21 protein-coding genes are annotated in these 24,401 nt (G+C 71.1%); 12 read left to right on the plus strand and 9 right to left on the minus strand.

Going from position 1 to position 24,401, the window contains the following annotated elements; genetic code table 11:
• Positions 1-459 precede the first annotated feature (459 nt).
• The 5 genes from OG488_RS25460 to OG488_RS25480 all read left to right on the plus strand — a co-directional run bounded on the left by OG488_RS25460 (position 460) and on the right by OG488_RS25480 (position 4,279).
• Positions 460-1,686, plus strand: coding sequence for an NAD(P)-dependent malic enzyme (locus OG488_RS25460; RefSeq protein ID WP_329232788.1), 1,227 nt, complete (start codon positions 460-462; stop codon positions 1,684-1,686).
• 272 nt (positions 1,687-1,958) lie between these two features.
• Positions 1,959-2,921, plus strand: a complete 963-nt coding sequence (locus tag OG488_RS25465; RefSeq protein WP_329232790.1) for a zinc-binding dehydrogenase — start codon at positions 1,959-1,961, stop codon at positions 2,919-2,921.
• On the plus strand, positions 2,921-3,466 hold the full coding sequence (locus OG488_RS25470; RefSeq protein ID WP_329232792.1) for a GNAT family N-acetyltransferase: 546 nt from the start codon (positions 2,921-2,923) through the stop codon (positions 3,464-3,466). Before OG488_RS25465 ends, OG488_RS25470 begins: the two co-directional genes overlap by 1 nt.
• Positions 3,467-3,497: 31 nt before the next feature.
• Positions 3,498-3,707, plus strand: a complete 210-nt coding sequence (locus tag OG488_RS25475; RefSeq protein WP_033298277.1) for a sigma factor-like helix-turn-helix DNA-binding protein — start codon at positions 3,498-3,500, stop codon at positions 3,705-3,707.
• On the plus strand, positions 3,707-4,279 hold the full coding sequence (locus tag OG488_RS25480; RefSeq protein ID WP_329232795.1) for a Clp protease N-terminal domain-containing protein: 573 nt from the start codon (positions 3,707-3,709) through the stop codon (positions 4,277-4,279). Before OG488_RS25475 ends, OG488_RS25480 begins: the two co-directional genes overlap by 1 nt.
• Positions 4,280-4,367: 88 nt before the next feature.
• Here the strand turns inward: OG488_RS25480 and OG488_RS25485 are convergent, their stop codons facing one another.
• Together OG488_RS25485 and OG488_RS25490 are read right to left on the minus strand one after the other, a co-directional pair.
• Positions 4,368-5,345 (minus strand): PadR family transcriptional regulator, encoded by a 978-nt coding sequence (locus OG488_RS25485; RefSeq protein ID WP_329232797.1) that lies wholly within the window; start codon positions 5,343-5,345, stop codon positions 4,368-4,370.
• Between the two features lies 1 nt (position 5,346).
• Positions 5,347-6,204, minus strand: coding sequence for a DUF4097 family beta strand repeat-containing protein (locus OG488_RS25490; protein ID WP_329232798.1), 858 nt, complete (start codon positions 6,202-6,204; stop codon positions 5,347-5,349).
• Between the two features lie 168 nt (positions 6,205-6,372).
• Between OG488_RS25490 and OG488_RS25495 the strand changes: the two genes are divergently transcribed.
• Positions 6,373-7,290 (plus strand): hypothetical protein, encoded by a 918-nt coding sequence (locus OG488_RS25495; protein WP_329232800.1) that lies wholly within the window; start codon positions 6,373-6,375, stop codon positions 7,288-7,290.
• Here the strand turns inward: OG488_RS25495 and OG488_RS25500 are convergent, their stop codons facing one another.
• The 5 genes from OG488_RS25500 to OG488_RS25520 form a co-directional block, all read right to left on the minus strand.
• On the minus strand, positions 7,291-7,473 hold the full coding sequence (locus OG488_RS25500; RefSeq protein ID WP_003961784.1) for a DUF6104 family protein: 183 nt from the start codon (positions 7,471-7,473) through the stop codon (positions 7,291-7,293). It lies immediately after the preceding gene.
• Positions 7,474-7,563: 90 nt separating this feature from the next.
• Complete coding sequence (locus tag OG488_RS25505) at positions 7,564-11,370, minus strand: multifunctional oxoglutarate decarboxylase/oxoglutarate dehydrogenase thiamine pyrophosphate-binding subunit/dihydrolipoyllysine-residue succinyltransferase subunit (protein WP_329232802.1); 3,807 nt, start codon at positions 11,368-11,370, stop codon at positions 7,564-7,566.
• 260 nt (positions 11,371-11,630) lie between these two features.
• Positions 11,631-12,707: a HAMP domain-containing sensor histidine kinase gene (locus OG488_RS25510; protein ID WP_329232804.1), complete on the minus strand. Its 1,077-nt coding sequence runs from the start codon at positions 12,705-12,707 to the stop codon at positions 11,631-11,633.
• Entirely contained in the window at positions 12,704-13,441 is a 738-nt protein-coding gene (locus OG488_RS25515; RefSeq protein WP_014154105.1) for a response regulator transcription factor, read from the minus strand. Before OG488_RS25515 ends, OG488_RS25510 begins: the two co-directional genes overlap by 4 nt.
• A 232-nt stretch (positions 13,442-13,673) precedes the next feature.
• Positions 13,674-14,357 (minus strand): spermidine synthase, encoded by a 684-nt coding sequence (locus tag OG488_RS25520; RefSeq protein ID WP_329232806.1) that lies wholly within the window; start codon positions 14,355-14,357, stop codon positions 13,674-13,676.
• A gap of 338 nt (positions 14,358-14,695) precedes the next feature.
• Between OG488_RS25520 and lon the strand changes: the two genes are divergently transcribed.
• Positions 14,696-17,125, plus strand: coding sequence for an endopeptidase La (gene lon, locus OG488_RS25525; RefSeq protein ID WP_329232808.1), 2,430 nt, complete (start codon positions 14,696-14,698; stop codon positions 17,123-17,125).
• 119 nt (positions 17,126-17,244) lie between these two features.
• Here lon and OG488_RS25530 read toward each other — a convergent pair whose 3' ends face one another.
• Complete coding sequence (locus tag OG488_RS25530) at positions 17,245-17,997, minus strand: polysaccharide deacetylase family protein (RefSeq protein WP_329238996.1); 753 nt, start codon at positions 17,995-17,997, stop codon at positions 17,245-17,247.
• Positions 17,998-18,299: 302 nt separating this feature from the next.
• Between OG488_RS25530 and OG488_RS25535 the strand changes: the two genes are divergently transcribed.
• The gene (locus OG488_RS25535) at positions 18,300-18,797 is read left to right on the plus strand and encodes a MarR family winged helix-turn-helix transcriptional regulator (RefSeq protein ID WP_329232810.1); all 498 of its coding nucleotides are present in this window, start codon (positions 18,300-18,302) and stop codon (positions 18,795-18,797) included.
• A 27-nt stretch (positions 18,798-18,824) separates the two neighbouring features.
• On the opposite strand, the gene OG488_RS25540 is transcribed toward OG488_RS25535, so the two are convergent.
• Positions 18,825-19,610, minus strand: coding sequence for a protein phosphatase 2C domain-containing protein (locus tag OG488_RS25540; protein WP_329232812.1), 786 nt, complete (start codon positions 19,608-19,610; stop codon positions 18,825-18,827).
• 372 nt (positions 19,611-19,982) lie between these two features.
• Between OG488_RS25540 and OG488_RS25545 the strand changes: the two genes are divergently transcribed.
• Genes OG488_RS25545 through OG488_RS25560 form a run of 4 tightly spaced genes read left to right on the plus strand, consistent with a single transcriptional unit; the run spans position 19,983 to position 24,370 of the window.
• Entirely contained in the window at positions 19,983-22,853 is a 2,871-nt protein-coding gene (locus tag OG488_RS25545; RefSeq protein WP_329232814.1) for a sensor histidine kinase, read from the plus strand.
• Positions 22,850-23,329 (plus strand): roadblock/LC7 domain-containing protein, encoded by a 480-nt coding sequence (locus OG488_RS25550; protein ID WP_329232816.1) that lies wholly within the window; start codon positions 22,850-22,852, stop codon positions 23,327-23,329. The genes OG488_RS25545 and OG488_RS25550 overlap by 4 nt, the downstream gene beginning before the upstream one ends.
• Positions 23,326-23,739, plus strand: coding sequence for a DUF742 domain-containing protein (locus OG488_RS25555; RefSeq protein WP_103513691.1), 414 nt, complete (start codon positions 23,326-23,328; stop codon positions 23,737-23,739). Before OG488_RS25550 ends, OG488_RS25555 begins: the two co-directional genes overlap by 4 nt.
• Positions 23,720-24,370 carry a GTP-binding protein gene (locus tag OG488_RS25560; protein WP_329232819.1) on the plus strand — a complete coding sequence of 217 codons (651 nt, stop codon included), beginning with the start codon at positions 23,720-23,722 and terminating at the stop codon, positions 24,368-24,370. The genes OG488_RS25555 and OG488_RS25560 overlap by 20 nt, the downstream gene beginning before the upstream one ends.
• Positions 24,371-24,401: the final 31 nt, after the last annotated feature.

The following is a 24,401-nucleotide window of genomic DNA, read 5'->3' on the forward strand; positions in this document are numbered from 1 at the left end:
CGCCACCTTGTGTGATTAGGGCATCTTGCCATTCGGACTCACCCGATCAGGGGGCCAGGCATGTCAAAATCGGATAACGGGTGACCCCCGAAGCTCAACGGGCCGGGACCGCAAGGCCGGACCATCTGCTGGAAATTGAGCGCTCCTCCGGAGAATCTCCGGTGCGTCTCGACCTACGGACGACCTTTGTAGCCCTTAGTGGACTTGTCCAGATATTCGGCTATGAGGCATGTCACCGAGTCGATACCGACTCGTAAGAGTCCTGGTCCGTCCGGTAAGAAAGACCTTTACACCCCTCATCCGGGGCTCAGGGCGCGTGTGCGGCGCGCCCGCGCGTATGTGTCTCCCCTGCCGGAGCGGGCCAACCGCTCAGTGCCGGGAACGTACGCGGTGCCCGCCCACCCCTCCTCAACCAGGAGTGGCCACCCTCAACTGATGAAGACTTAAGGGGTCAACACAATGGCAGCGGAGATCGTCAATCCTCGCAGCGACAGCAAGACGCACGGCACGGCCGGGCCCATCGGTGCGGACGAGCCTTTCGATCCGGCCTTCGCCCTCCACCGCGGCGGGAAGATGGCCGTGCAGGCCACCGTCCCGATCCGCGACAAGGACGACCTGTCCCTCGCGTACACCCCCGGCGTGGCGAAGGTGTGCAGCGCCATCGCCGAGAATCCCGAGCTCGTCCACGACTACACCTGGAAGTCGCAGGTCGTGGCCGTCGTCACGGACGGCACCGCCGTCCTGGGCCTGGGGGACATCGGCCCCGAGGCCTCCCTCCCGGTGATGGAGGGCAAGGCGATCCTCTTCAAGCAGTTCGGCGGGGTCGACGCGGTGCCGATCGCACTCGCCACGACCGACGCGGACGAGATCGTCGACACCGTCGTCCGCCTCGCGCCGTCCTTCGGCGGGGTCAACCTGGAGGACATCTCGGCGCCGCGGTGCTTCGAGATCGAGCGCAAGCTCCAGGAACGTCTCGACATCCCGGTCTTCCACGACGACCAGCACGGCACCGCCGTGGTGACCCTCGCGGCCCTGCGCAACGCGGCGAAGCTGTCCGGCCGCACGCTCGGTGATCTGCGCGCCGTCATCTCCGGCGCCGGCGCGGCCGGTGTGGCCATCGCCAAGTTCCTGCTGGAGGCCGGCATCGGTGACGTCGCCGTCGCCGACCGCAAGGGCATCGTCAGCGGCGACCGCGACGACCTCACGGACGTCAAGCGCGAGCTGGCGGAGATCACGAACCGGGCCGGCATCACCGGCCCGCTGGAGACGGCGCTGGCCGGCGCCGACGTCTTCATCGGCGTCTCCGGCGGCACGGTCCCCGAGCCGGCCGTGGCCTCGATGGCACCCGGCGCGTTCGTGTTCGCCATGGCCAACCCGAACCCCGAGGTCCACCCCGACGTCGCGCACAAGTACGCGGCCGTGGTGGCGACCGGGCGGTCGGACTACCCCAACCAGATCAACAACGTGCTGGCGTTCCCCGGGATCTTCGCGGGCGCGCTGCAGGTGCGGGCCTCCCGGATCACCGAGGGCATGAAGATCGCCGCGGCGAACGCGCTCGCGGACGTCGTCGGGGACGAACTGGCCGCGGACTACGTGATCCCGTCGCCGTTCGACGAGCGGGTCGCTCCCGCCGTCACCGCCGCGGTGGCCGCCGCCGCCCGCGCCGAGGGCGTCGCACGGCGCTGACCCCGTGCAGGGGGAGGGGCGCCCATCGCAGGACCGGGCGCCCCTCCACCGCGGGACCGTCACGGGTTCGCGGGGGCCCGCCCCTCATCGGGTGAATGCTTCACCCCGGCCCGTCGGCCGCTCCGGACCCCGTCCGGTGGCCGGCGGGCCGGTCCGCTCACGGAGGCTCCCTCACCCGTCGGCGAGCTGGGCGCGTGTCGCATCCGGGCTGGGGCGTGTGTCACACCTCCGAACGGTTACGTCACGGCGCGTCACGGCCTATCGTCATGGCCATGTTCGCCGCCTACGCAGCCCGCATCGACCGTGACCGGCCCCTCGACGGACTCGAACTGGGCGAACGCCCGGCCCCCGAGGCGCGGTCCGGATGGACCACCGTCCAGGTGAAGGCCGCTTCGCTCAACCATCACGACCTCTGGTCCCTCCGCGGCGTCGGCCTCGCCGAGGACAAGCTGCCCATGATCCTCGGCTGCGACGCCGCGGGCATCGACCAGGACGGCAACGAGGTCGTCCTGCACTCCGTCATCGGCCAGACGGGGCACGGCGTCGGACCGGACGAGCCGCGCTCCATCCTCACCGAGCGCTATCAGGGCACCTTCGCGGAGCTGGTCACCGTCCCCAGCTGGAACGTGCTGCCCAAGCCGAAGGAACTCACCTTCGAGCAGGCCGCCTGTCTGCCGACCGCCTGGCTGACGGCCTACCGGATGCTGTTCACCAACGCCGGGGTGCGGCCCGGCGACTCCGTCCTCGTGCAGGGTGCCGGCGGCGGTGTGGCCACGGCGGCGATCGTGCTCGGCAAGGCCGCAGGGCTGCGGATGTTCGCCACCAGCCGCGACGAGGCCAAGCGCAAGCGGGCCGTCGAGCTGGGTGCGATGGAGGCCTACGAGCCGGGCGCGCGGCTGCCGAAGCGCGTCGACGCCGTCATCGAGACCGTCGGTGCCGCGACCTGGTCCCACTCGGTCAAGTCGCTGCGGCCCGGAGGCACCCTGGTCATCTCGGGTGCCACCAGCGGTGACCGGCCCGCGCACGCCGAGCTGACGCGCATCTTCTTCCTCGAGCTCAAGGTCGTCGGCTCGACGATGGGCTCCAAGGACGAGCTGGAGGACCTGCTCTCGTTCTGCGCGGCCACCGGGGTGCGGCCCGTCATCGACGCGACGCTGCCGCTCGACCGGGCCCGCGAAGGCTTCGAGCGGCTCGCCGCCGGAGACCTGTTCGGGAAGATCGTCCTCACTCCCTGATGAGTGCACCGGGGGAACTGCCCGCGCCCGGCGGCCTCACGCTGAGGACCTGGCGGGCCGACGACGCTCCGGCGCTGCTCCGCGCGTTCCGGCCCCTGGAGATGGCGCGGCAGGCGGGCCGGCCCGTCACGACCGGCGCCGAGGCGCTGGAGTGGGTCGCGGAGCGGGAGAGCGAACGGGCGGCCGGCACGGCGTACACCTGGGCGGTCGTCCGGGACGGAGTGCCGCTCGGCCATGTGTCCGTAGCGGCGGTGAACCGCGTCCATGACACCGGCTGGGTCTCGTACTGGACGGTCGAAGAGGCGCGCGGGACGGGCGTCGCCCTCGGGGGCGTGCGGGCACTCGCCCGCTGGGCCTTCGACGACCTGGGGCTCCACCGGCTGGAGCTCGGGCACCGTACGAACAATCCCGCGTCCTGCGCCGTGGCCGTCCGGGCCGGCTTCGTCCCCGAGGGCATCGACCGGGAGAAGCTCCGCTACGGGGATGTCCGGTACGACGTGGAGCGCCACGCGCGCCTCGCCACCGATCATGTCAATGAAGGTTGACAGAGGTCGCGTGTCAACGTAGGTTGACGTCATGACCGAAGCAACGGACCTCGCCGCCCGCGCCGGTGACCACGACCCGCGGGTCGGCCTGCGGGCCGTCGCCGCGCTGCGGCGGCTGCTCGAACAGCTCGAAGCCGTCCAGGTGAGAAGCGCCCGCGTCCAGGGATGGTCGTGGCAGGAGATTGCTGCCGAGCTCGGTGTCAGCAGGCAGGCCGTGCACAAGAAGTACGGGAGGCATTGATGTTCGAGCGATTCACCAAGGGCGCCCGGGCCGTCGTGACCGGCGCGGTGACCCACGCGGAACGGATCGGGGCGGACTCGGTCACGGAGGAGCACCTGCTGCTCTCCCTGCTGGACCAGGAGGGCAGCCGGGCCTCCCTCGCCGTCGCCTCCCTCGGACTCACCGGCCGACGCGCCTCCGTGGAGACGGCGCTCACGGAGGCGCGCCGCCGGGGTGGGCTCACCAGGGCCGACACCGAGGCGCTCGCCGGCATCGGCATCGATGTCGGCGAGATCGTGGCCCGGGTCGAGGGCGCCCACGGGGAAGGGGCGTTGGCGGGCGACCGCACGAACCGCCGGTGGCGGACCGGGCACCGCCCCTTCACGGGCGGCGCGAAGAGCATCCTGGAGAAGTCCCTGCGCATCGCGCTGGGTCGCCGGGACCGCTTCATCGGTGAGGAGCACCTGCTGCTTGCCCTGACCGCCTGCCCCGGCGTCGCCGCCGACGTACTCGCTGAACACGGTGCGACCTACGCGACGGTGGAGCGCGCGCTGTACGGCGGCGAGGGCGGGGGCCAGGCCCGGGCGAGCTGACCTCGGCTCCACCGGCCGGACCGTGCCTCGCGGTCCGGACCGCGCCCCACCGGCGGCCGGTGTCCGGCCGGTCGGGGCGCGTACGGGGTCAGGTGGTGCCGGACGCGCCCTTCGCCCCGCCGGACCTACCGCGCAGCAGTGAGTCGATGTGGGTGGCGGCTGCGGCCAGATGGCCGCGGGCCTCCGACAGCTGGGCCTCGCTGACCCCGCGGTCCCGGGCGGCGTCACGGATGTCGTCCCGGAAGCGGTCCAGCAGGCGGTCCAGGTCGCGGGCCGGATCGCCGGTACTCGCGGTGTCGGCCGCCCACTCGATGTCCGGCTCCTCGGGCGCGGGCCGGCTGTACGAGGGCCAGGTGCCGGTCCTGGCGAAGCCGCCGAGCTGGCCGGTGATCTCGGCCAGTCCGTCCCGCACCCCAGCGGGCCAGTCGCCCCGCGCGAAGTGCTCCTGGACCTGGCGCGCGGCGTTCTGCACCTGCTCCCGCGCCTTCTCGTGTGCCTCCTGGGCCTGACGGCGGGCCTGTTCCGCGTCCTCACGGGCCTTGCGGGACTCGTCCTTCGCCCTGCGGGCCTGTTCCTTCCACTCCTGCTTGGCCTTCCGCAGCTCCTCCTTCGCCGTGCGCCAGGCCTCCTTCTCCCCGAAACCGGGATCCCAGCCGCTCCTGTCGCCCGAAGAGGTGTGGCGGGACTCGGAGGCCGCGGCACGCATCTCGCTGCGGAGGCGGCCCGCCGCGCCCCGTACGTCCTCACGGATCTCGGCGGCGAGCTCGGAGACGGACTCCCGGATCTCCAGCTCCAGATCGGCCAGTTCGCCACCCCGGCCTGCCAGCTCGGCGCGCCCGGCGTCGGTGATGGAGTAGACCTTGCGGCCGCCCTCGGTGGCGTGGGTGACCAGACCCTCGGCCTCGAGCTTGGCCAGCCGCGGATAGACGGTGCCGGCCGAGGGTGCGTACAGCCCCTGGAAGCGCTCCTCCAGGAGGCGGATCACCTCGTACCCGTGACGGGGTGCCTCGTCCAGCAGCTTGAGGAGGTAGAGGCGGAGGCGTCCGTGGGCGAATACGGGGGCCATGTCAGAGCACCTTTCCGGTCGGCTCGGCATCGTGGGCGTGGTCCTGGGCGGGGGGACGGCGCAACAGGGCGATCGAACCCGAGACGGTGGTCGCCTTCAGTCTTCCCGTGCCCGCTCCCAGCGTTCCGGTGATCTTCTTCGCTCCCCACTGGCCCCCCACGCGCAGGTCCTCGAAGGCGTTGGAAATGGTGCCGCCGGCGGTGTTCGCCTCGACCTTCGCGTCCGCCGGGTGCGGCAGCCGGACGGCGATCTCGCCGGACACCGAGGTCAGCCTGATGTCCGTCGGCTGCGACGAGGTGCCGAGATCGAGCACCATGTGGCCCGTGACGGACTCCGCGCGGACCGAGGTGCCGGTGCCCTCGACGACCGTCAGATCGCCCGACACGGACTGGAAGTGGAGGTCGCCGGTGACGGTCTGGGCCTCCAGGCCGCCGGACACGGTCTCGGCCCTGACGGCTCCCGAAAGGCCTACCAGGGTGCTGTCGCCGGAGATGCCGCTCAGCTCGGTGCGCCCTCGGATCCCCGAGACGACCGCCTCGGCCCCGATCGCCCCGACCTTCACCGCCGCGCCCGCGGGCACGCTGAGGGAGACCACAGCACTGCGGCGCGGACGTCGGTGGTCGAGCCAGGTGAGGAACCCCTGCCACGGCAGGTCCTCGTAGGTGACGGTGAGGATGCCCCCTCGCAGGGTCACGATCAGCGGTGGCCCGTCGATCGCCGACACCTCCAGACGGGCTGTGGGCTCGTCCGTGCCGACGATGTTGATCGCACCGTCGACGACGCGCACGTCGAGTGCGGTCACCGGTTCGTCGAAGGCGAGCCTTCGGGGCTCGGCGACGGTCCACGTCGACTCAGGCATGGATCTGACCTCCCGCTGGGTGGCATGACGCAATATATCGCGTCTCCTGGGAACACGATATATCGTGGATCGCGGAAGTCAAGGGTGGAATCGAGAGGGTGCTCGCGGAGCAAGGGGCAATCGCATAAAAGCGCTCATATATGGCTGAACTGCCCTAGCGTATGGACCATGACCACGACATCCGTGGGCGCCCTGCTGCTGTGCCGGGCCGACCCCGAGACCGTACGGCCCGTGGCCCATCTGCTGCAGGAGCGCATGCTGCTCGTGCCCGCCGGGGACGGCTGGAGTGTGCTCGTCCCCGAGGGGAAGCCCTGGCGCAAGCACGTCCCGGAGGGCAGCGCGGGAACGGCGGCCGACGGGAACGCGGGAGCGCCGGCCGGCGGGAGCCCCGGGAGCGCGGCCGACGGGGGCGCCGAACCCGTCGACCGTGTCGTCGGAGGATGGGCCACCGCCCTCGCAGTGGGCTCGACCTGGCCGGTGCTCGCGCTGTGGTGGGACGGGGACCGGTCCGGGTACACCCTCGCCTCGGGATTCCGCCGCCCCGTCGGCTACATCTGGCTGGCCGACGGAACCCCGGCGGCCGAGGAGGAAGCCATGCGGACGTCCGCCGTCCGGCTCGGTCTCGACCCCGTCCTGGACGTCCAGGAACTGGAGGCACTGACCCGGGCGGACCCGTCGGCCGACGCCGACGCCCGGCTGCGCGGACTGCTCGCCGTGCTCACCCGTGCGGGGGTGGAACTGCCGCCCGGCCTCACACCCGGTGAGCCCGCGGACCGGCTGCGCTCGGTCGCGAAGGTCCTCCCGCGGGCGGAACTGATCGAATGGGCCGGCTGGCGCGATGCCGTGCGTGTGGAGCTCGACGCCGTCGAGAGCGGCAGCCTCGGCCCCTGGATGCTCGGGCCGAAGGCCCGCGCGGCGGCCGTGGTCCAGGTGGCCGCGGGCCTCCCGCTCACCCTGTGGGGAGCCCGCCGCCGCAGCGGCGGCTGGATCGCGGCCGGCCTGGTGCTTCTCGTGCAGGGTGTGCTGGGACTCGCGTACAACCACGTCAGGGGCGCGGCGGGAGGAAACCCCCGCAACAGCGGCTGACTACTCGTCCTCGTCCTCGTCGTCCAGGCGGGCCAGCCAGGTCGCGAGGCGCTCGACGGGGACCTCGAAGTCGGGGTTGAGATCGACGAACGTACGCAGTTGCTCGGCGAGCCACTCGAAGGTGACTTCCTCCTCGCCGCGCCGCTTCTCCAGTTCCTCGATGCCACGGTCCGTGAAGTACATGGCACCAGGATAACGAGGCCGGAAAGCCGGAGGGCCCGGCCCCGCGAGCATCTCGCGGGGCCGGGCCCTCCGGTGCCGTACAGCCGCTGATCAGGCCTCGAAGACCTCGGCGACCAGCTGCGCCTGCTCGGCCTGGTGACGCTTGGCCGAGCCGACCGCCGGGGACGAGCCGTGCGGACGCGAGATGCGGCGCAGGCGCTCACCGTGCGGCACATCGGCGCCGACGGCCAGGTCCAGGTGGTCGATCAGGTTGAGCGCGATGAACGGCCACGCACCCTGGTTCGCCGGCTCCTCCTGGGCCCAGAGGTACTTCTCGGCGTTCGGGTACTTGGCGATCTCGGCCTGGATCTCCGCACCCGGCAGCGGGTACAGACGCTCGAGACGGATGATCGCCGTCTCCGTGTCACCGCGCTTCTCGCGCTCGGCGTCCAGGTCGTAGTAGAGCTTGCCGGAGACGAAGACGACCTTGCGGACCGACTCGGCCTTGACCGTCTCGTCGCCGATCACCGGGCGGAAGCCGCCGGTGGTGAACTCCTCGACCTTCGACGCCGCCGCCTTGAGGCGGAGCATCGACTTCGGCGTGAAGACGATCAGCGGCTTGTGGTGCGGGTTGTGCACCTGCCACCGCAGGAGGTGGAAGTAGTTCGACGGGAGGGTCGGCATCGCGACCGTCATGTTGTCCTGCGCGCACATCTGCAGGAAACGCTCCGGGCGGGCGGACGAGTGGTCCGGACCCTGGCCCTCGTAGCCGTGCGGGAGCAGCAGGGTGACGCCGGACGTCTGGCCCCACTTCTGCTCGGCCGAGGAGATGAACTCGTCCACGACGGTCTGGGCGCCGTTGACGAAGTCACCGAACTGGGCCTCCCAGATCACCAGGGACTCCGGGCGGGCCAGCGAGTAGCCGTACTCGAAGCCCATGGCCGCGTACTCGCTGAGGAGCGAGTCGTAGACGTTGTAACGGGCCTGGTCGTCGGAGAGGTAGAGCAGCGGGGTGTAGTCCTCGCCGGTCTTCTGGTCGACGAGCACCGCGTGACGCTGGCCGAAGGTGCCGCGGCGGGTGTCCTGGCCGGCGAGCCGGACCGGGGTGCCCTCCATGAGCAGCGAGCCGATGGCCAGGGTCTCGCCCATGCCCCAGTCGATCGTGCCGTTCTCCACCGAGGCGGCGCGGCGCTGCATCTGGGGCATCAGGCGCGGGTGCACCGTGATGCCGTCGGGGATGTTGACCTGGGACTCGGCGATCAGCTTCACGACCTCCGAGGAGACCGCGGTGCCCACCGAGACCGGGAACTCCGCCTGCACGTCCGGGACATGCGGCTGGGACGGCGCCGAGGTGGCCTCGCGGACCTCCGCGAAGACCTTCTCCAGCTGGCCCTGGAAGTCCTGGAGGGCCTGCTCGGCCTCTTCCAGCGTGATGTCGCCACGACCGATGAGGGACTCGGTGTAGAGCTTGCGCACCGAGCGCTTCTTGTCGATCAGGGTGTACATCTGCGGGTTGGTGAACTCCGGGTTGTCGCCCTCGTTGTGACCGCGACGGCGGTAGCAGATGAGGTCGATCACGACGTCCTTGTTGAACGTCTGCCGGTACTCGAAGGCGAGCCGCGCGACGCGGACCACGGCCTCCGGGTCGTCGCCGTTGACGTGGATGATCGGCGCCTCGATCATGCGCGCCACGTCCGTGGCGTACATCGAGGAGCGCGAGGACTCCGGGGCGGCGGTGAAGCCGACCTGGTTGTTGATCACCACGTGCACGGTGCCGCCGGTGCGGTAGCCGCGCAGCTGCGACATGTTGAGCGTCTCGGCCACGACGCCCTGGCCGGCGAAGGCCGCGTCGCCGTGGAGCGCCACGGGCAGGACCGTGAAGTCCGTGCCGCCCTTGTTGATGATGTCCTGCTTGGCGCGGGCGATGCCCTCGAGGACCGGGTCGACGGCCTCCAGGTGCGAGGGGTTGGCGGCCAGCGAGACCTTGATCTGCTCGCCGTCCAGACCGGTGAAGGTGCCCTCGGCGCCCAGGTGGTACTTGACGTCGCCGGAGCCGTGCATCGACCGCGGGTCGAGGTTGCCCTCGAACTCCCGGAAGATCTGCGCGTACGACTTGCCCACGATGTTCGCCAGGACGTTCAGCCGGCCGCGGTGGGCCATGCCGATGACGACCTCGTCGAGGCGGGCCTCGGCGGCGGAGTCGATGACCGCGTCGAGCAGCGGGATGACGGACTCGCCGCCCTCCAGCGAGAACCGCTTCTGGCCGACGTACTTGGTCTGCAGGAACGTCTCGAACGCCTCGGCGGCGTTGAGGCGGCGCAGGATCCGCAGCTGCTCCTCGCGCTCCGGAGCGGGGCGCGGACGCTCCACCCGGTCCTGGAGCCACTTGCGCTCCTTCGGCTCCTGGATGTGCATGAACTCGATGCCGGTGGTGCGGCAGTACGACTCACGCAGGACACCGAGGATGTCGCGGAGCTTCATCATCGTCTTGCCGGCGAAGCCGCCGACCGCGAAGTCGCGCTCCAGGTCCCACAGGGTGAGGCCGTGCTCGGTGATGTCCAGGTCGGGGTGCTTGCGCTGGCGGTACTCCAGCGGGTCGGTGTCGGCCATCACGTGACCGCGGACCCGGTAGGAGTGGATCAGCTCGAAGACCCGCGCGGCCTTGGTGACGTCGTCGTCGTGCGAGGCGTCGATGTCCTTGAGCCAGCGGACCGGCTCGTAGGGGATGCGCAGCGCCTTGAAGATCTCGTCGTAGAACTCGTTCTCGCCGAGCAGGAGCTGGGCCAGCACGCGCAGGAACTCGCCGGACGCCGCACCCTGGATCACGCGGTGGTCGTACGTCGAGGTCAGGGTCATGACCTTCGAGATGCCGAGCTTGTTCAGGGTGTCCTGCGAGGTGCCCTGGAACTCCGCCGGGTAGTCCATCGCGCCGACGCCCATGATGAGGCCCTGTCCGGGCATCAGGCGGGGCACCGAGTGGACGGTGCCGATGCCGCCGGGGTTGGTCAGGGAGGCCGTGACACCGGAGAAGTCGTCCATGCCGAGCTTGCCGACGCGCGCACGGCGGACGATGTCCTCGTAGGCCTGCCAGAACTCGAAGAAGTTGAGCGTCTCGGCCTTCTTGATGGCCGCGACGACGAGCTGGCGGTCGCCGTTCGGCTTCACCAGGTCGATGGCCAGACCGAGGTTGACGTGCTCGGGCTTGACCAGGGTCGGCTTGCCGTCCTTGACCGCGAACGAGTGGTTCATCGACGGCATGGCCTTGAGGGCCTGCACCATCGCGTACCCGATGAGGTGCGTGAAGGAGATCTTCCCGCCACGCGCCCGCTTCAGGTGGTTGTTGATGACGATGCGGTTGTCGAAGAGCAGCTTCACCGGCACGGCGCGGACGGACGTCGCCGTCGGCAGCTCCAGCGAGGCGTTCATGTTCTTCGCGACGGCGGCCGACGGGCCGCGCAGCGTCACGTACTCGGGGCCGGCCGGGGCCTCGGTGGAGGCGTCCGCCTTCGCGGCGGCCGGGGCCGCCTTCGCGGGCGCTGCCTTGGCGGGGGCGGCCGGAGCCGCCGGTGCGGCGGCCGCGGGTGCGGCAGGGGCAGCCGGGGGCGCGGCCGGAGCCTGCGCCGCGGCCTGCGCCGGAGCGGTGTTGTTCACTGCGCTCGCAGCGGTGGCGGCCGGAGCCGGGGTCACCGCTCCCGCAGGTGCGGGGACGGGCTTGTCCGCCGTGCCGGACGTACCCGGCTTGTAGTCGGCGAAGAAGTCCCACCAGGCACGGTCGACCGAATTCGGATCCTGGAGGTACTGCTGGTAGATCTCGTCGACGAGCCACTCATTGGGGCCGAAAGCGGCCGCCGGGTTGGACCCGGAGCCTGCTTCTTGATCGGTCGAGATGCTCGAGTTACTGGGGGACTGAGACGACACGGCGGCAACCGCCCTCTTCCGCTTCACAAGGTGATGGACAGCGGAAATCAAGGCTACGCCTCCGCAGCCGTTACGTGCAGGCCGGGCCGGTCTTCGTCGTGCACATCACATCGGAAGCCGGGTTTCGGCGCATGAAATGGCGGGAAACAAGCAGGGTTCCGCTGCCCTTCGGGTACGCGAGGCCGGTGGTACGGCCCCTTCGACCGTATCTCTTTCCCGGCCTGGAAGGAGAAACGGGGCCCTCCGCTTCGAACGCGGGGTCAATCGTGCAGCTGATGCATGCCCGGAAGAGTGACCTGGATTCGGCAGCCACGGGCGGATTCGGCCACGCCGATGCGGCCGCCGTGGAGATCCACGGCCCAGCGGGCGATGGCGAGCCCGAGCCCCGTACCGCCGTCGCTGCCGGGGCCGTGTGGGGAGGGCGCCTGGCCGCGGTTGAAGCGCTCGAAGACCCGGTGGCGCTCCGCCTCCGGGATGCCGGGCCCCTCGTCGACGACCTCCAGCTCCAGCGACTCGGGATACTCCCCGCGCCGCGCCAGCACCGTGACCCGGCCGTGCGGGGGGCTGTGCTTGACGGCGTTGTCGATGAGGTTGGCGACCACCTGGTGCAGGCGTTCCGCGTCCGCGTGCGCCGTCAGCTCGGGCGGTGACACGTCGAGATGCAGATGGACGTCCGTACGGGAGTGGTTGCCGGAACCTGAGGAGAGGCGGCGCTGGGAGGCTGCGAGATTCGCCTCCTTCAGCACGCCCGACAGGTAGGGCCACACCTCGAAGCGGCGCGCCTTGATGGCCACCACCCCGTTGTCCAGCCGGGAGAGGTCCAGCAGGGTCTCCACCAGCCGGCCGAGGCGCTCGGTCTGTTTCAGGGCCGTGCGCATCGTCTCGGGGTCCGCGGCGGACACCCCGTCCACCACGTTCTCCAGCACGGCTCTGAGTGCGGCGATGGGTGTGCGCAGCTCATGGGAGACATTGGCCACCAGCTCCTTGCGGTGCCGGTCCTCCGCCTCCAGATCGTCCGCCATGCGGTTGATCGTCTGCGCCAGGTCGCCGAGCTCGTCGCGGCGTCCGGCGCCGCTCACGCGTCTCGTGTAGTCGCCGTGCGAGATCGACCGCGCCACGGCGCGCATCTCGTCCAGCGGCGCGGTCAGTCCGTGCGCCACGAACTGGGTGATCAGCAGGGTGGCGATCACCGAGAAGACCGTGATGAACCGGAATTCGGTCCTGGTCCGCAGGGCGACGATCAGCAGTCCGGTCGTGATGAACACGGAGACCACCACGAGCGTGCCCAGCTTGGCCTTGATCGAGAACGGCCGCAGTCCTGAGCCGGGCCGCGTCATGGCGCGGGTGTCTCCAGGGCGTAGCCGACGCCGTGCACGGTGCGGATCCGCTCGGCGCCGATCTTCCGGCGCAGCGCCTTGATGTGGCTGTCGACCGTACGGGTCCCGGAGGCGTCGGCCCAGTCCCAGACCTCGGCCAGCAGCTGTTCCCGGGACAGCACCGCACGCGGTGTGTTGGCCAGGCAGACCAGCAGGTCGAACTCGGTCGGCGTGAGGTGGACGTCGTCGGCGCGCACCCGGACGCGGCGCTGCGCGTGGTCGATCTCCAGCTCGCCGAGGCGGAGGATGCCGCTGCGCGGCGTCACCGCGGCCAGCGCGGCCCGCTCGACCCGGCGCAGCAGCACGTGGACCCGGGCCGCCAGCTCCCGCATGGAGAACGGTTTGGTCATGTAGTCGTCGGCGCCGACCCCGAGCCCGACCAGCATGTCGGTCTCGTCGTCGCGTGCGGTGAGCATCAGCACCGGTACGGGGCGCTGCGCCTGCACGCGACGGCAGACCTCCAGGCCGTCGAAGCCCGGAAGCATGATGTCGAGCACCATCAGATCGGGCTGCCAGGCCTCGGCCGCGTCCACGGCCGCCGGCCCGTCCAGTGCGGTCTGCACCAGGAAGCCCTCGGCCCGCAGCCGGGCGGAAATGGCGTCGACGATTGTCGCGTCGTCCTCGACCACCAGCACCCGGCGCTGAGCCCCGGGGGTGGCCGCGACGCCGTTGTGGGTGGTGTGTGTCTGTTCCATCGCCCCGCCCCTGCCCGTTCTCGCGGAGGCCATTCCCCCGGAGGCACGGTTGTCGCTTGTGGATTTCGTCGGTGATCCCTTGTGCCGGTCAGCAGCGTAAAGGCAGAGGACGCCTCTCGGCTACGCAGGGTGTTGTCCGTCGTGAAGGTGTTACCCGCGGAAAGGAGACGGATCGGCGGAGTTGTGGTGCCTGATCCGTGGCAGGACCGGGATGCGCATACCGGGTGGGGGTTCAGTCGCTCCGGAGTGCGAGATGGACCACGTCCGGAACACCTCGGGCAACGGCTACTTCTTCGGTCGTTACTGCGTGGAATCCGGCATTCCGCAAGGCTTTCCCGAAGTCCGGGGACGGCTGCGCGGACCACACGGCGAGGACTCCGCCGGGCGTCAGACGCTCCCGGCAGACCGCGAGACCGGCGGGCGAGTAGAGGCTTTCGTTGTCCTGGGTGACGGTCCAGTCGGGGCCGTTGTCGATGTCCAGGCACAGGGCGTCGTAACGCTCCGTGGTCGCCAGGAGGTGGGTCACGAGGTCCGCGCGGAGGATCTCGGTGCGCGGATCGGCCAGCGCCGGCCCGGAGATCCGGCCGAGCGGTCCGTCGAGGTGCCAGTCGACGACGGCCCGCTCCCGCTCGACGACCGCGATGCGGCCCCAGCGGGGCTCGTCGGCCGCGCGCACCAGGGAGAACCCGACGCCGAGCCCGCCGATCAGCACCGACGGATCCGGCCGCCCGGCAGGCAGGGCGGCGAGTGCCGCGTCGACGAGGAGGCGTTCGGAGCGCCCGTCGGAGGTGTCCATCAGGAAGCACCCGTTGGCGATGATCTCGAAGTCGTCGCCGCGCTGACGCAGGACCACTTCGCCGAACGGCCCGTCGCGCCGGTCGAGGACGACGGGGCTGGGGGCGTCTGTGACGGGCATGGCGCGGTCTCCGGTTCTCCGGCAGGGGGCAGGGCGTTCGTCGGCGGTCCATCCTTCCTCGGCCTCGTGTCCCTGGACCACCGGTTTCCCGGGGTGTCACCCTCCCGGCGGACGGGGCGGTCTGCGGCTCCGGCCCGGACGTGCCGGGAATGGCGGTGGCCGGCCGGGTGCTGCGGTAGAGGCGGGTGCTCGGAGCGGGACCTGGCGTGGCCCCGGAACGGCGCAGGTGGGGGCGGGTGGCGTGGACGATCGCTGAGAGCGAACACGGTCCGGGGAACATGTAAGGGCTCACAAGCATTGAGTCCACATAGCTCAACTTGCCTGCCGAAGGGGAGATCATGACTGCAGAGTCCAACGCGACCAAGGCGTCCACGCCGATCGACCTGCCCGTGCTGCCGCTGGACGACGAGGTCGTACTGCCCGGAATGGTGGTGCCGCTCGACCTGTCGGACGCGGAGGTGCGCGCAGCCGTGGAGGCAGCGCAGGCCGTCGCGCGGCCCGGGGGCGGCAAGCCCGAGGTGCTGCTCGTGCCGCGTATCGACGGGAACTACACCGGGACCGGCGTCCTGGGCACCGTCGAACAGGTCGGACGCCTGTCGGACGGTGACCCGGGCGCCCTGATCCGGGCGCGTGACCGGGTCAGGATCGGTGCCGGGACCAGTGGGCCCGGGAACGCCCTGTGGGTGGAGGGCACCCGGATCGACGTGTCCCTCCCCGACCCCCTGCCGGGCTCGGCCGCCGAGCTCGCCAAGGAGTACAAGGCCCTCGCGACCAGCTGGCTGAAGAAGCGCGGTGCCTGGCAGGTCGTCGACCGGGTCCAGCAGATCGAGGACATCTCCGCCCTCGCCGACAACTCCGGTTACTCGCCCTTCCTCACCACCGCCCAGAAGGTCCAGCTGCTGGAGACCGCGGACGCGGTCGCCCGCCTGAAGCTGGCCGTCCAGTGGCTCGGCGAGCACCTCGCCGAACAGGACGTAGCCGAGTCCATCGCCAAGGACGTCCAGGACGGCGTCGACAAGCAGCAGCGCGAATTCCTGCTGCGGCGCCAGCTCGACGCCGTGCGCAAGGAGCTCTCCGAGCTCAACGGCGATCCGGAGGACGAGTCCGGCGACTACCGGACCCGCGTCGAGGCGGCGGATCTCCCCGAGCACGTCCGTGAGGCCGCCCTCAAGGAGGTCGAGAAGCTGGAGCGCTCCTCCGACCAGAGCCCCGAGGGGTCCTGGATCCGGACCTGGCTGGACACCGTCCTGGAGCTCCCCTGGACCGAGCGGACCGAGGACGCCTACGACATCCGCGGCGCCCAGCAGGTCCTCGACGCCGAACACGCGGGTCTGCAGGACGTGAAGGAGCGCATCACCGAGTACCTCGCGGTGCGCAAGCGCCGCGCGGACCGCGGCCTCGGTGTGGTCGGCGGCCGGCGCGGCGGCGCGGTGCTGGCGCTGGTCGGCCCGCCCGGTGTGGGGAAGACCTCCCTCGGGGAGAGCGTCGCGCACTCCATGGGACGCAAGTTCGTCCGGGTCGCGCTCGGCGGTGTCCGGGACGAGGCGGAGATCCGGGGCCACCGGCGTACGTACGTCGGCGCGCTTCCGGGGCGCATCGTCCGGGCGATCAAGGAGGCCGGTTCGATGAACCCGGTCGTCCTGCTCGACGAGATCGACAAGGTCGGTTCGGACTTCCGGGGCGACCCGGCGGCCGCGTTGCTCGAAGTGCTCGACCCGGCGCAGAACCACACCTTCCGGGATCACTACCTGGAGGTCGAACTCGACCTCAGCGACGTCGTGTTCCTGGCCACGGCCAATGTCCTCGACTCCATCCCGGAGGCCCTGCTCGACCGCATGGAGCTGGTCACCCTGGACGGCTACACCGAGGACGAGAAGGTCGTCATCGCCCGGGACCACCTGCTCCCGCGCCAGCTGGAGCGAGCGGGTCTGGAGAAGGACGAGGTGGACCTCGACGAGTCCGCGCTGCGCAAGCTGGCGGGCGAGTACACCCGGGAGGCCGGGGTGCGGAACCTGGAGCGGGCCGTCGCGCGGCTGCTCCGCAAGGTCGCGGCCCAGCACGAACTGGGCGAGCGGGAGCTCCCGTCCACGGTGTCCGAGCAGGACCTGCGGGGTCTGATCGGACGGCCGCACCACGTACCCGAGTCCGCGCAGGACCCGGCCGAGCGCCGCACCGCGGTGCCCGGCGTGGCCACCGGGCTCGCGGTGACGGGAGCCGGCGGCGACGTGCTGTTCGTCGAGGCGTCGCTCGCCGATCCGGAGACCGGTGCGTCCGGGCTGACCCTGACCGGTCAGCTGGGCGACGTGATGAAGGAGTCGGCGCAGATCGCGCTGAGCTTCCTGCGCTCGCACGGAGCGGAGCTGGAGCTTCCGGTCGCCGACCTCAAGGACCGGGGCGTGCACATCCACTTCCCGGCGGGCGCGGTCCCCAAGGACGGCCCGAGTGCCGGCATCACCCTGACGACCGCGCTGGCCTCGCTGCTCTCCGGACGGCTGGTCCGTACCGACGTGGCGATGACCGGCGAGGTCTCACTGACCGGGCGGGTGCTGCCGATCGGCGGTCTGAAGCAGAAGCTGCTGGCCGCCCACCGCGCGGGCATCACCACCGTGGTGATCCCCCAGCGCAACGAGGCCGACCTGGACGACGTCCCGGCCGAGGTCCTCGACACCCTGGAGGTCCACCCGGTGACCGATGTCCGCCAGGTGCTGGAGATCGCGCTCGCCCCGGCCTCGGCCGGGGTGAGGGACAGGCTCCCGGCCGCCGCGTAGGCGTCACGCAGTGACGGGCGCGGCACCATGCCGACGGCCGGTACGGACGGTCCGTCCTCCTCCTGGAGGGCGGACCGTTCCGCGTGCGGCTCCCGGCGCGGCGAGGGGCCAGGGGCCGGTCAGGGGCGGTAGACCGTGCCGGGCCGGGGCTCGGCGGGGGCCATCAGCTGCGGGACGGTCACGAAGGTGAAGCCCCGCTTCTTCAGGGTGTCGATGATGCCCGGGACCGCGGGCACCGTCCCCTTGTAGATGTCGTGCAGCAGGATGATCCCGTCCTTGCCGGCCTGGTCGAGTATCCGCTTCCTGATCAGCGCGGAGTCGTTCGTGGAGTAGTCCTTGGCGGTCGCGCTCCACAGGACCTGGGAGAGTCCGAGCTCCTCGCAGATCCCGGAGACGGTGTCGTCGGTACGGCCCTGCGGAGGCCGCATCAGCCGGGGCTTCCTCCCGGTGATCCTCTCGATCGCCAGCTGGGTCTTCTCCAGTTCGGCTCGAATCTCGTCCGGCTTCCGCCCCGTCAGGATCTCGTGCGACCAGGTGTGGTTGGCGACCTCGTGGCCCTCGGCCGCGATGCGCCGCACCGTCTCCGGGTGCTTCAGCACGTGGTTCCTCCCCAGCAGGAAGAACGTGGCCGGCACCTTCTTCTCCTTGAGGACGTCCAGCAGGTGCGGGGTGTCCTCCGCGGGCCCCGCGTCGAAGGTCAGCGCGATGCACTTGGCCCTGCGACAGTCCACCGGTCCGAACGAGCCCTTGGCGTCGGACGCGGCGTCGCCGCGGGCGGACCCGGGAGCCGTGGTCTCCATCGAGCAGCCGCCGAGCGTCAGCGTGAGCAGCGTCACGAGGGCGGCGGCCAACCCCGCGCCGAAGGGCGTCATCTTTCCGGGCACAACAGACACAGCACGTCACTCCCCAGGGCTCGGCCGCACACCGGTGGTGCGGCACGCCGCGACTATACATAGTGCGTATACGTGCAGTGCATAGTGGAGGGAGGGGGACCGTCGACGGTGTGTGTGGCGGGCGGTGCGGACGTCCCGCCCAGGGCATCCGCGTCGCTACGGACGCGGACCCGTGTCCCGTGCCAGGGCCTGGCAGCCGCCGGAGGCCCGCGCCTGCGAAATACTGGCCCAGCTGCGGCGATGACCGGAGTTGAAAGAGAATTTCATCGGCGGGAAAGCGTATGAGGGGTGCTGACGTGCACGGGAGCGGAAGCGGCAGTGAACCCGGCGTGGTGGCCGGGAGCGGCGTGGACCATGAGTTCCTCGCGCTGGAGCGGGAGTTGGCGGTCTTCCTGCGCCGCGCGCGGGCCACGTCGGGGGAGATGGCCCGGGAGGTCCATCCGAATCTGGAAGCCGCGGCGTACGGGCTCCTCGTACGGCTGGAGTCGGCCGGGCGTCAGCGCGCCACGGATCTCGCCGCCTACTTCGGGGTGGGCAAGGCGACCATGAGCCGGCAGCTGCGGGCCCTGGAGGGCCTCGGTCTGGTGGCGCGGGAGACCGACCCCGCGGACGCCCGCGCCTCCTTGGTCGGCCTCACCGACGAGGGCCTCGCGCGCTTCCGCAGCGTCCGTGACGCCCGGCGCGGCCGTTACGCCCGGAATCTCGCGGGCTGGGACCGGACCGAGGTCGCGGAACTGGCGCGCCTGCTGCACCACTTCAACGAGCGCGCCGAGGAGTGAGGCGCGCCCGGGTGCGGAGCGGGGCCGCTACAGCTCGACGAGGACCGCTGTCGCGTCGTCATGCGTCTTGCCGCGGCGCAGGTACACCCGGTCGGTGTCGGCCCGCTCCAGCTCCCTGACGCGGTCGATCAGCCCCTGGGGCCCCTCCTTGCGCAGCACTCCCAGGGTGGCCTTCCAGTCGCCCTCCCGGAACTTCTCCGTCCAGCGGCTCGCCCCGTCGGTCAGCGCCGCCAGCGCCCTGACCTCCGCCCGGGGGGTCTCGCCGGTCACCGCGCGTGACGCCACCAGGGGGTCGGCGGCGGCCGTGAAGAAGCCGCCCTCCTTGTTCCGCACGCGCGCGTCCGCGATCTCCTCCGAGGCGAGCGAGCCCGGCGGTAGCCGGTCGAGCCGGTCGTCGAGCAGCGGCCTGACCGCGCCGTCGGGCCCCTCGACGAGCAGGGCCGAGTCGGAGAGCACCAGGTGCTCGACCCGCTCGTCGTCCCAACGCGCCAGGACCACGGTCGCCTGAGGCGTGCGGACGTGAGAAAGGTCACAGAGGGAACGGTGCGTGTCGGCGGTGCGCCGGATGGACTTCGCGAGGATCTCGGTGAGCGTCAGATCCCTCCGCGAAGCGGACAGTTCGGCCAGGGCGCCCCCGAGCCGCGCCGTGAACCACGGAACGGAGTGCACACAGCCGTCGCTGCCGACGGGAGGTGTCACGCCGTCCAGCAGGACGAGCGCGCCACCCCGGCCTTCCGCAGGGGTCACGGTCGATACCCAGTCCTCGTTGGGGCGTTCGGGGTCACCCGGCTCGGTGGTGAGTTCGATGCGCATCCGGTCAGTCTGCACGATGCCTTCACGGAGCCTGCACGATCACGGGGTTGGACCGTACCAGCAGGTCAGAATGGCCACCAGGCGTGGGATCCGCGGCTCCCCGCATATGCGGGCGGGCATACTCCCAAAGCCTGGCCCGAAGTTCCACCCGGTGGTCCGTGCATGCCCGGAGGCGCGCGTGGGGAGACTTGTTCGCCAACTCCGGATTGATGTTCACTCGTTCGAGTGGCGGAGCGGTTGATGCGCGGCTCCCCTCCCAAAAGCGCTGGAATGGTCAGAAGCCGTACGGTGCCCACCAGGGCGGGGCGCCCATTCACGTGACTGCGCGTCACCTCTGCTTCAAGGGCGGACGAGTCAAGATTGCGAGCACCGGTGCAGAAGAAGCGGCCTCGGAGCAAGGACAGCACGCGCGAGGAGTCCGGGGCGATGCCTCAGGCAGCGGGTGCCGCCAAGCGGACCGTGCGGGTACGCAGCCGGCTCGTCGCCGGCGTCGCCGTCGTGGGGATCACCGTCATCGCGGCGGGCGCCCCGGCGGCCCTCGGCGCATCCTCCGATCTCAACGAGTCCCAGCGGCTGGTCACGCTCGCCGAGCTGAACCAGCAGGCGATCACCCTCGCGCACTCCCTCGCGGACGAGCGCGACGAGGTCACCGCCCACATCGCGGGCGGCCGTGAGGAGAAGGACGCCGAGGACGGCACCACGGGCCCCGCGGCCCGCGTCGACCAGCAGGCCGACGAGATCCGGGAGGCCGCCCCCGCGGCGCTGCGCCGGGACCTCGCCGAGATCCCCTCGCTCCGCCGGACCGCCCTCACCGGCAAGGGCTCGGCGACGGAGGCCTACCAGGCCTACTCCGAGGTCATCGCGAAGCTCCACGACCTCGCCGACGACCTCGCCGAGAAGACCCCGCCGCGGGCCGCCGACGCCACCCGCGCGCCGCTCGCGCTGGGCAGCGCGGTGGAACAGGCCTCCGCCACCAGGGGGCTGCTCCTGGCCGCGCTCGCCGTGCCCGGCACCGAGCCGCAGCAGCAGATCGACCCGTTCACCGGCCTGCCCGTCCGGAGCCAGGACACGGGCAGCGACGAGGACGACCGCGACCGCGACGAGCTGAGCGCCGCCGCCCAGCAGGCCCGGGTGCGCGAGCTCGCCTCCCTCGCCGATTTCGACCAGTCCGCCGGGCCCTCCGCCCGGGACAGGCTCGCCTCCACGGTCACCGGCCCCGAGGTCACCCGGGCGGAGAAGTACCTCACCCGGTTCACCGACCGTCCCGAGCTGTCCGAGGAGGACCGGGCGGCCGACCCCGAGAAGGTCGAGGCCGCGCTCTCCGCGCGGATCGACCGCATGCGCTCGGTCGAGTCCGCCCTGGGCACCGCGCAGGTCAAGCGCCTGGAGGGGCTGCGCGACGACGACGTCACCGCGCTGGAGCTCCGCCTCGCCCTGCTCGGCGGCTGTCTGCTGATCGCCGTCGGTGTCTCCACGGCCGTCGCCCGCACGCTCACCCAGCCGCTCGCCGTCCTGCGGATCGGTGCCGGCCGGATCGCCGCCGAACCCGAGACCGCCGAACCGGTCCGCTACACCGGACGCAACGACGAGTTCGCGCAGGTCGTACGGTCCATCAACGCCCTGCACGGCAAGCTCCACGGACTGCACCACGACGTCACCGGCCGACTCGAGAGCATGCAGACGGAGCGCGGCGAACTGATCGCGGGCCGCGAGGCACTCACGCTCCAGCGGGCCGAACTTCAGGTCAAGGTGGCGGAACTCGCCAAGCAGCTCGAACGGCTGCGGAACACGGTCCACCACACCTTCGTCAACCTGTCGCTGCGGACCCTCGGCCTGGTCGAGCGGCAGCTCGGCGTCATCGAGGGCCTGGAGGAGCGCGAGCAGGACCCCGAGCGCCTCGCGACCCTCTTCAAGCTGGACCACATGGCCACCGTCATGCGGCGCCACAGCGAGAACATGCTGGTCCTCGCCGGCGCCGATCACAACCAGGGCCACGCGGGGCCGATCCCGCTCGTCGACGTCCTGCGCGCGGCGGTCAGCGAGATCGAGCGGTACGAGCGGGTGACCATCCAGTCCCTGCCGCCGCACGCCCAGGTCGCGGGCTTCGCCGCCGACGACCTGAGCCACCTCGTCGCCGAACTCCTGGAGAACGCGACGTCCTTCTCCCCGCCCGACTCCCATGTCGAGCTCTCCGGATGGCTGCTGGAGACCGGTGAGGTGATGCTCTCCGTGCAGGACGAGGGCATCGGCATGTCGGCGGTCCGGATGGGCGAACTCAATGCCAGGCTTGCCGACCCGGCGTCCTTCGAGGCGGGCGAACAAGCCGCGGACGGGGCCGGGCTGGGTCTTCAGGTGACCTCGCTGCTGGCCTCCCGCCACGGCGTACGGGTGCAGTTGCGCGAACAGAAGGGGAGCGGGGTGACCGCGGTCGTCGTCCTTCCGCAGGCGCTGCTGCCCAAGGCGCCGCCCGCGGCGTCCCCGCCGCCCGTCACGCGGCCGGGGGACGCGCCGACCCTGAACCTCCCGGGCTCGGTGGCCGAGGCCAACTCCAACGCTCTGCCGACCCGTTCGGCCCTTCCCGCCGGTGACCCGCTGATCGAGGCTGCCGAGCGCACCCTGCAGGCGACGGGCACGGAGCCCGCGGCGCCCCAGCCGGTGGAGCCGGCGCCCGCCGAGGCCGGGGCGCACGAGGAGCCCGCGCCCGACGAGCGGCCCGTACCCGACGCGGAGCCCGCGGCCCAGCCGGAGCCCGCCGCCCCCGCCGCCCGCGAGGAGTCCGACGCCGAGACCACCATGCAGGTCCGGCTCCCCGCGCAGAAGGACGCGCCGAGCCCGTACGCCATCGGGCCCGACCGCCACGAGCGCGCCGCCGACACCAGCCCCGCGACGGCTCCCGTTCCCGCTCCGGCCGCCGACGCCGTCCCGGGCCCCCGGCAGCCGCTGACCGGACTCGGCGAGGAGGTGCCCGACCCGGCGCCCTCGCCCGAGCGCCTCACCGACAAGGGACTACCCAAGCGCACCCCGAAGATCTCCGCGCCTCCGTCGGCCCCGGTCACCGAGCGGAAGGGCAGCCTGGACAAGGAGGCCCTGCGCCGTCGGCTCGGCGGCTTCCACCAGGGTGCGAAGGACGGCCGCCGCGATGTCGAGGCGGAGATCGCCGACAGCGGCCCACAGACCGACCACGACCGTACCGACGGTCGAATCGATGAGACGGGGGACACAGTCGAGGAGGCACGCAGTTGACTGCGCCCAGCACATTCGGGCTGAGCACCGAGGCCCGGAACCTTCACTGGTTGCTGAGCAATCTCGTGGAGGAGGTGCCAGGGGTCCACTCGGTCACCGTCGTCTCGTCCGACGGACTGATGCTGCTCTCCTCGGACCCCGGTCTCGCGACGGCCAGGACGGCAGGACGGCAGACGGGCCCCAGGGGCTCCAGCGCCGATCTCGCCACCATCGTCTCCGGCATCGGGTCCCTCACGATCGGCGCCGCCAAGCTGATGGACGGCGGCGGCGTCAAGCAGACGATGGTCGCGATGGACGAGGGCAGCGTCTTCGTCATGTCGATCAGTGACGGCTCCCTGCTCGGTGTGCACGCCACCGCCGACTGCGACATGAGCGTCATCGCCTACCACATGGCGCTCTTCGTCGGCCGTGCCGGACACGTACTCACCCCCGAACTCCGCAGTGAGCTGCGCAAATCGATGGAGAGCACCCAGTGACGTCAGCTGCTGAACCCGTACGAAAACTCCCCGTCCGGGGTGCCGACCGGAAGGCCGCGCGGGTCCGTCCGTACTCCCTCACCGGCGGCCGCACCCGCTTCGGGCACGTCCTGCTCGTCGAGACCTTCGTCGCCGCGCTGGACGCTCCCGAGGAGCGCCGTGAGCTCACGAACGGCAACCTCGCCTCGCGCGTCATGCCGGAGCTGCACGCCATCGTCGAACTCTGCCGCCGTATGCGTACGGTCGCCGAGATCTCCGCCCTGTTGAAGATGCCGCTCGGCGTGGTCCGGGTGCTGCTCAGCGACTTGGCCGACCAGGGAAAGATCCGCGTGTACGGAACCGGTCACGGCACCGGCCAGCCCGACCGCGCACTGCTCGAAAGGGTGCTCAATGGACTCCGCCGTCTCTGAGGCGCCGCTCTTCACTCCGCGTCAGCGGGGGCCGCAGGACGGGCCCGGTGAGTCGGTCCAGGCCTGGCAGCTCGACCACACGCGCGCACCGATCGCGACCAAGATCGTGGTCGCGGGCGGGTTCGGCGTGGGCAAGACGACGTTCGTCGGCTCGGTCTCCGAGATAACCCCGCTCCAGACCGAAGCGCTGATGACGCAGGCCAGCGAGGAGACCGACGACCTCACGGCCACCCCCGACAAGGTCACCACGACCGTCGCGATGGACTTCGGCCGCCTGACGCTCGACGACGACCTCGTCCTGTACGTCTTCGGCACCCCTGGTCAGCAGCGCTTCTGGTTCATGTGGGACGACCTCGTGCGCGGCGCGATCGGCGCGGTCGTCCTGGCCGACACGCGGCGGCTCGCCGACTGCTTCGCGGCGCTCGACTACTTCGAGAGCTGCGGCCTTCCCTACATCGTCGCGGTCAACCACTTCGAGGGGACGACCGGTTACGGCGAGGAGGACGTCAGGGAGGCCCTGACCGTGCCCCCGCACGTGCCTGTTGTGATCATGGATGCGCGTAACAGGATCACGGTCGTCGAGTCGCTGCTCGCCCTGGTGGGCCACGCACTCGACATCGCCCCCGAGTAAGACGGACGCGCCCAGCACACGTAACGGAGAA

This window comes from Streptomyces sp. NBC_01460, from assembly GCF_036227405.1.
Classification (GTDB): Bacteria; Actinomycetota; Actinomycetes; order Streptomycetales; family Streptomycetaceae; genus Streptomyces.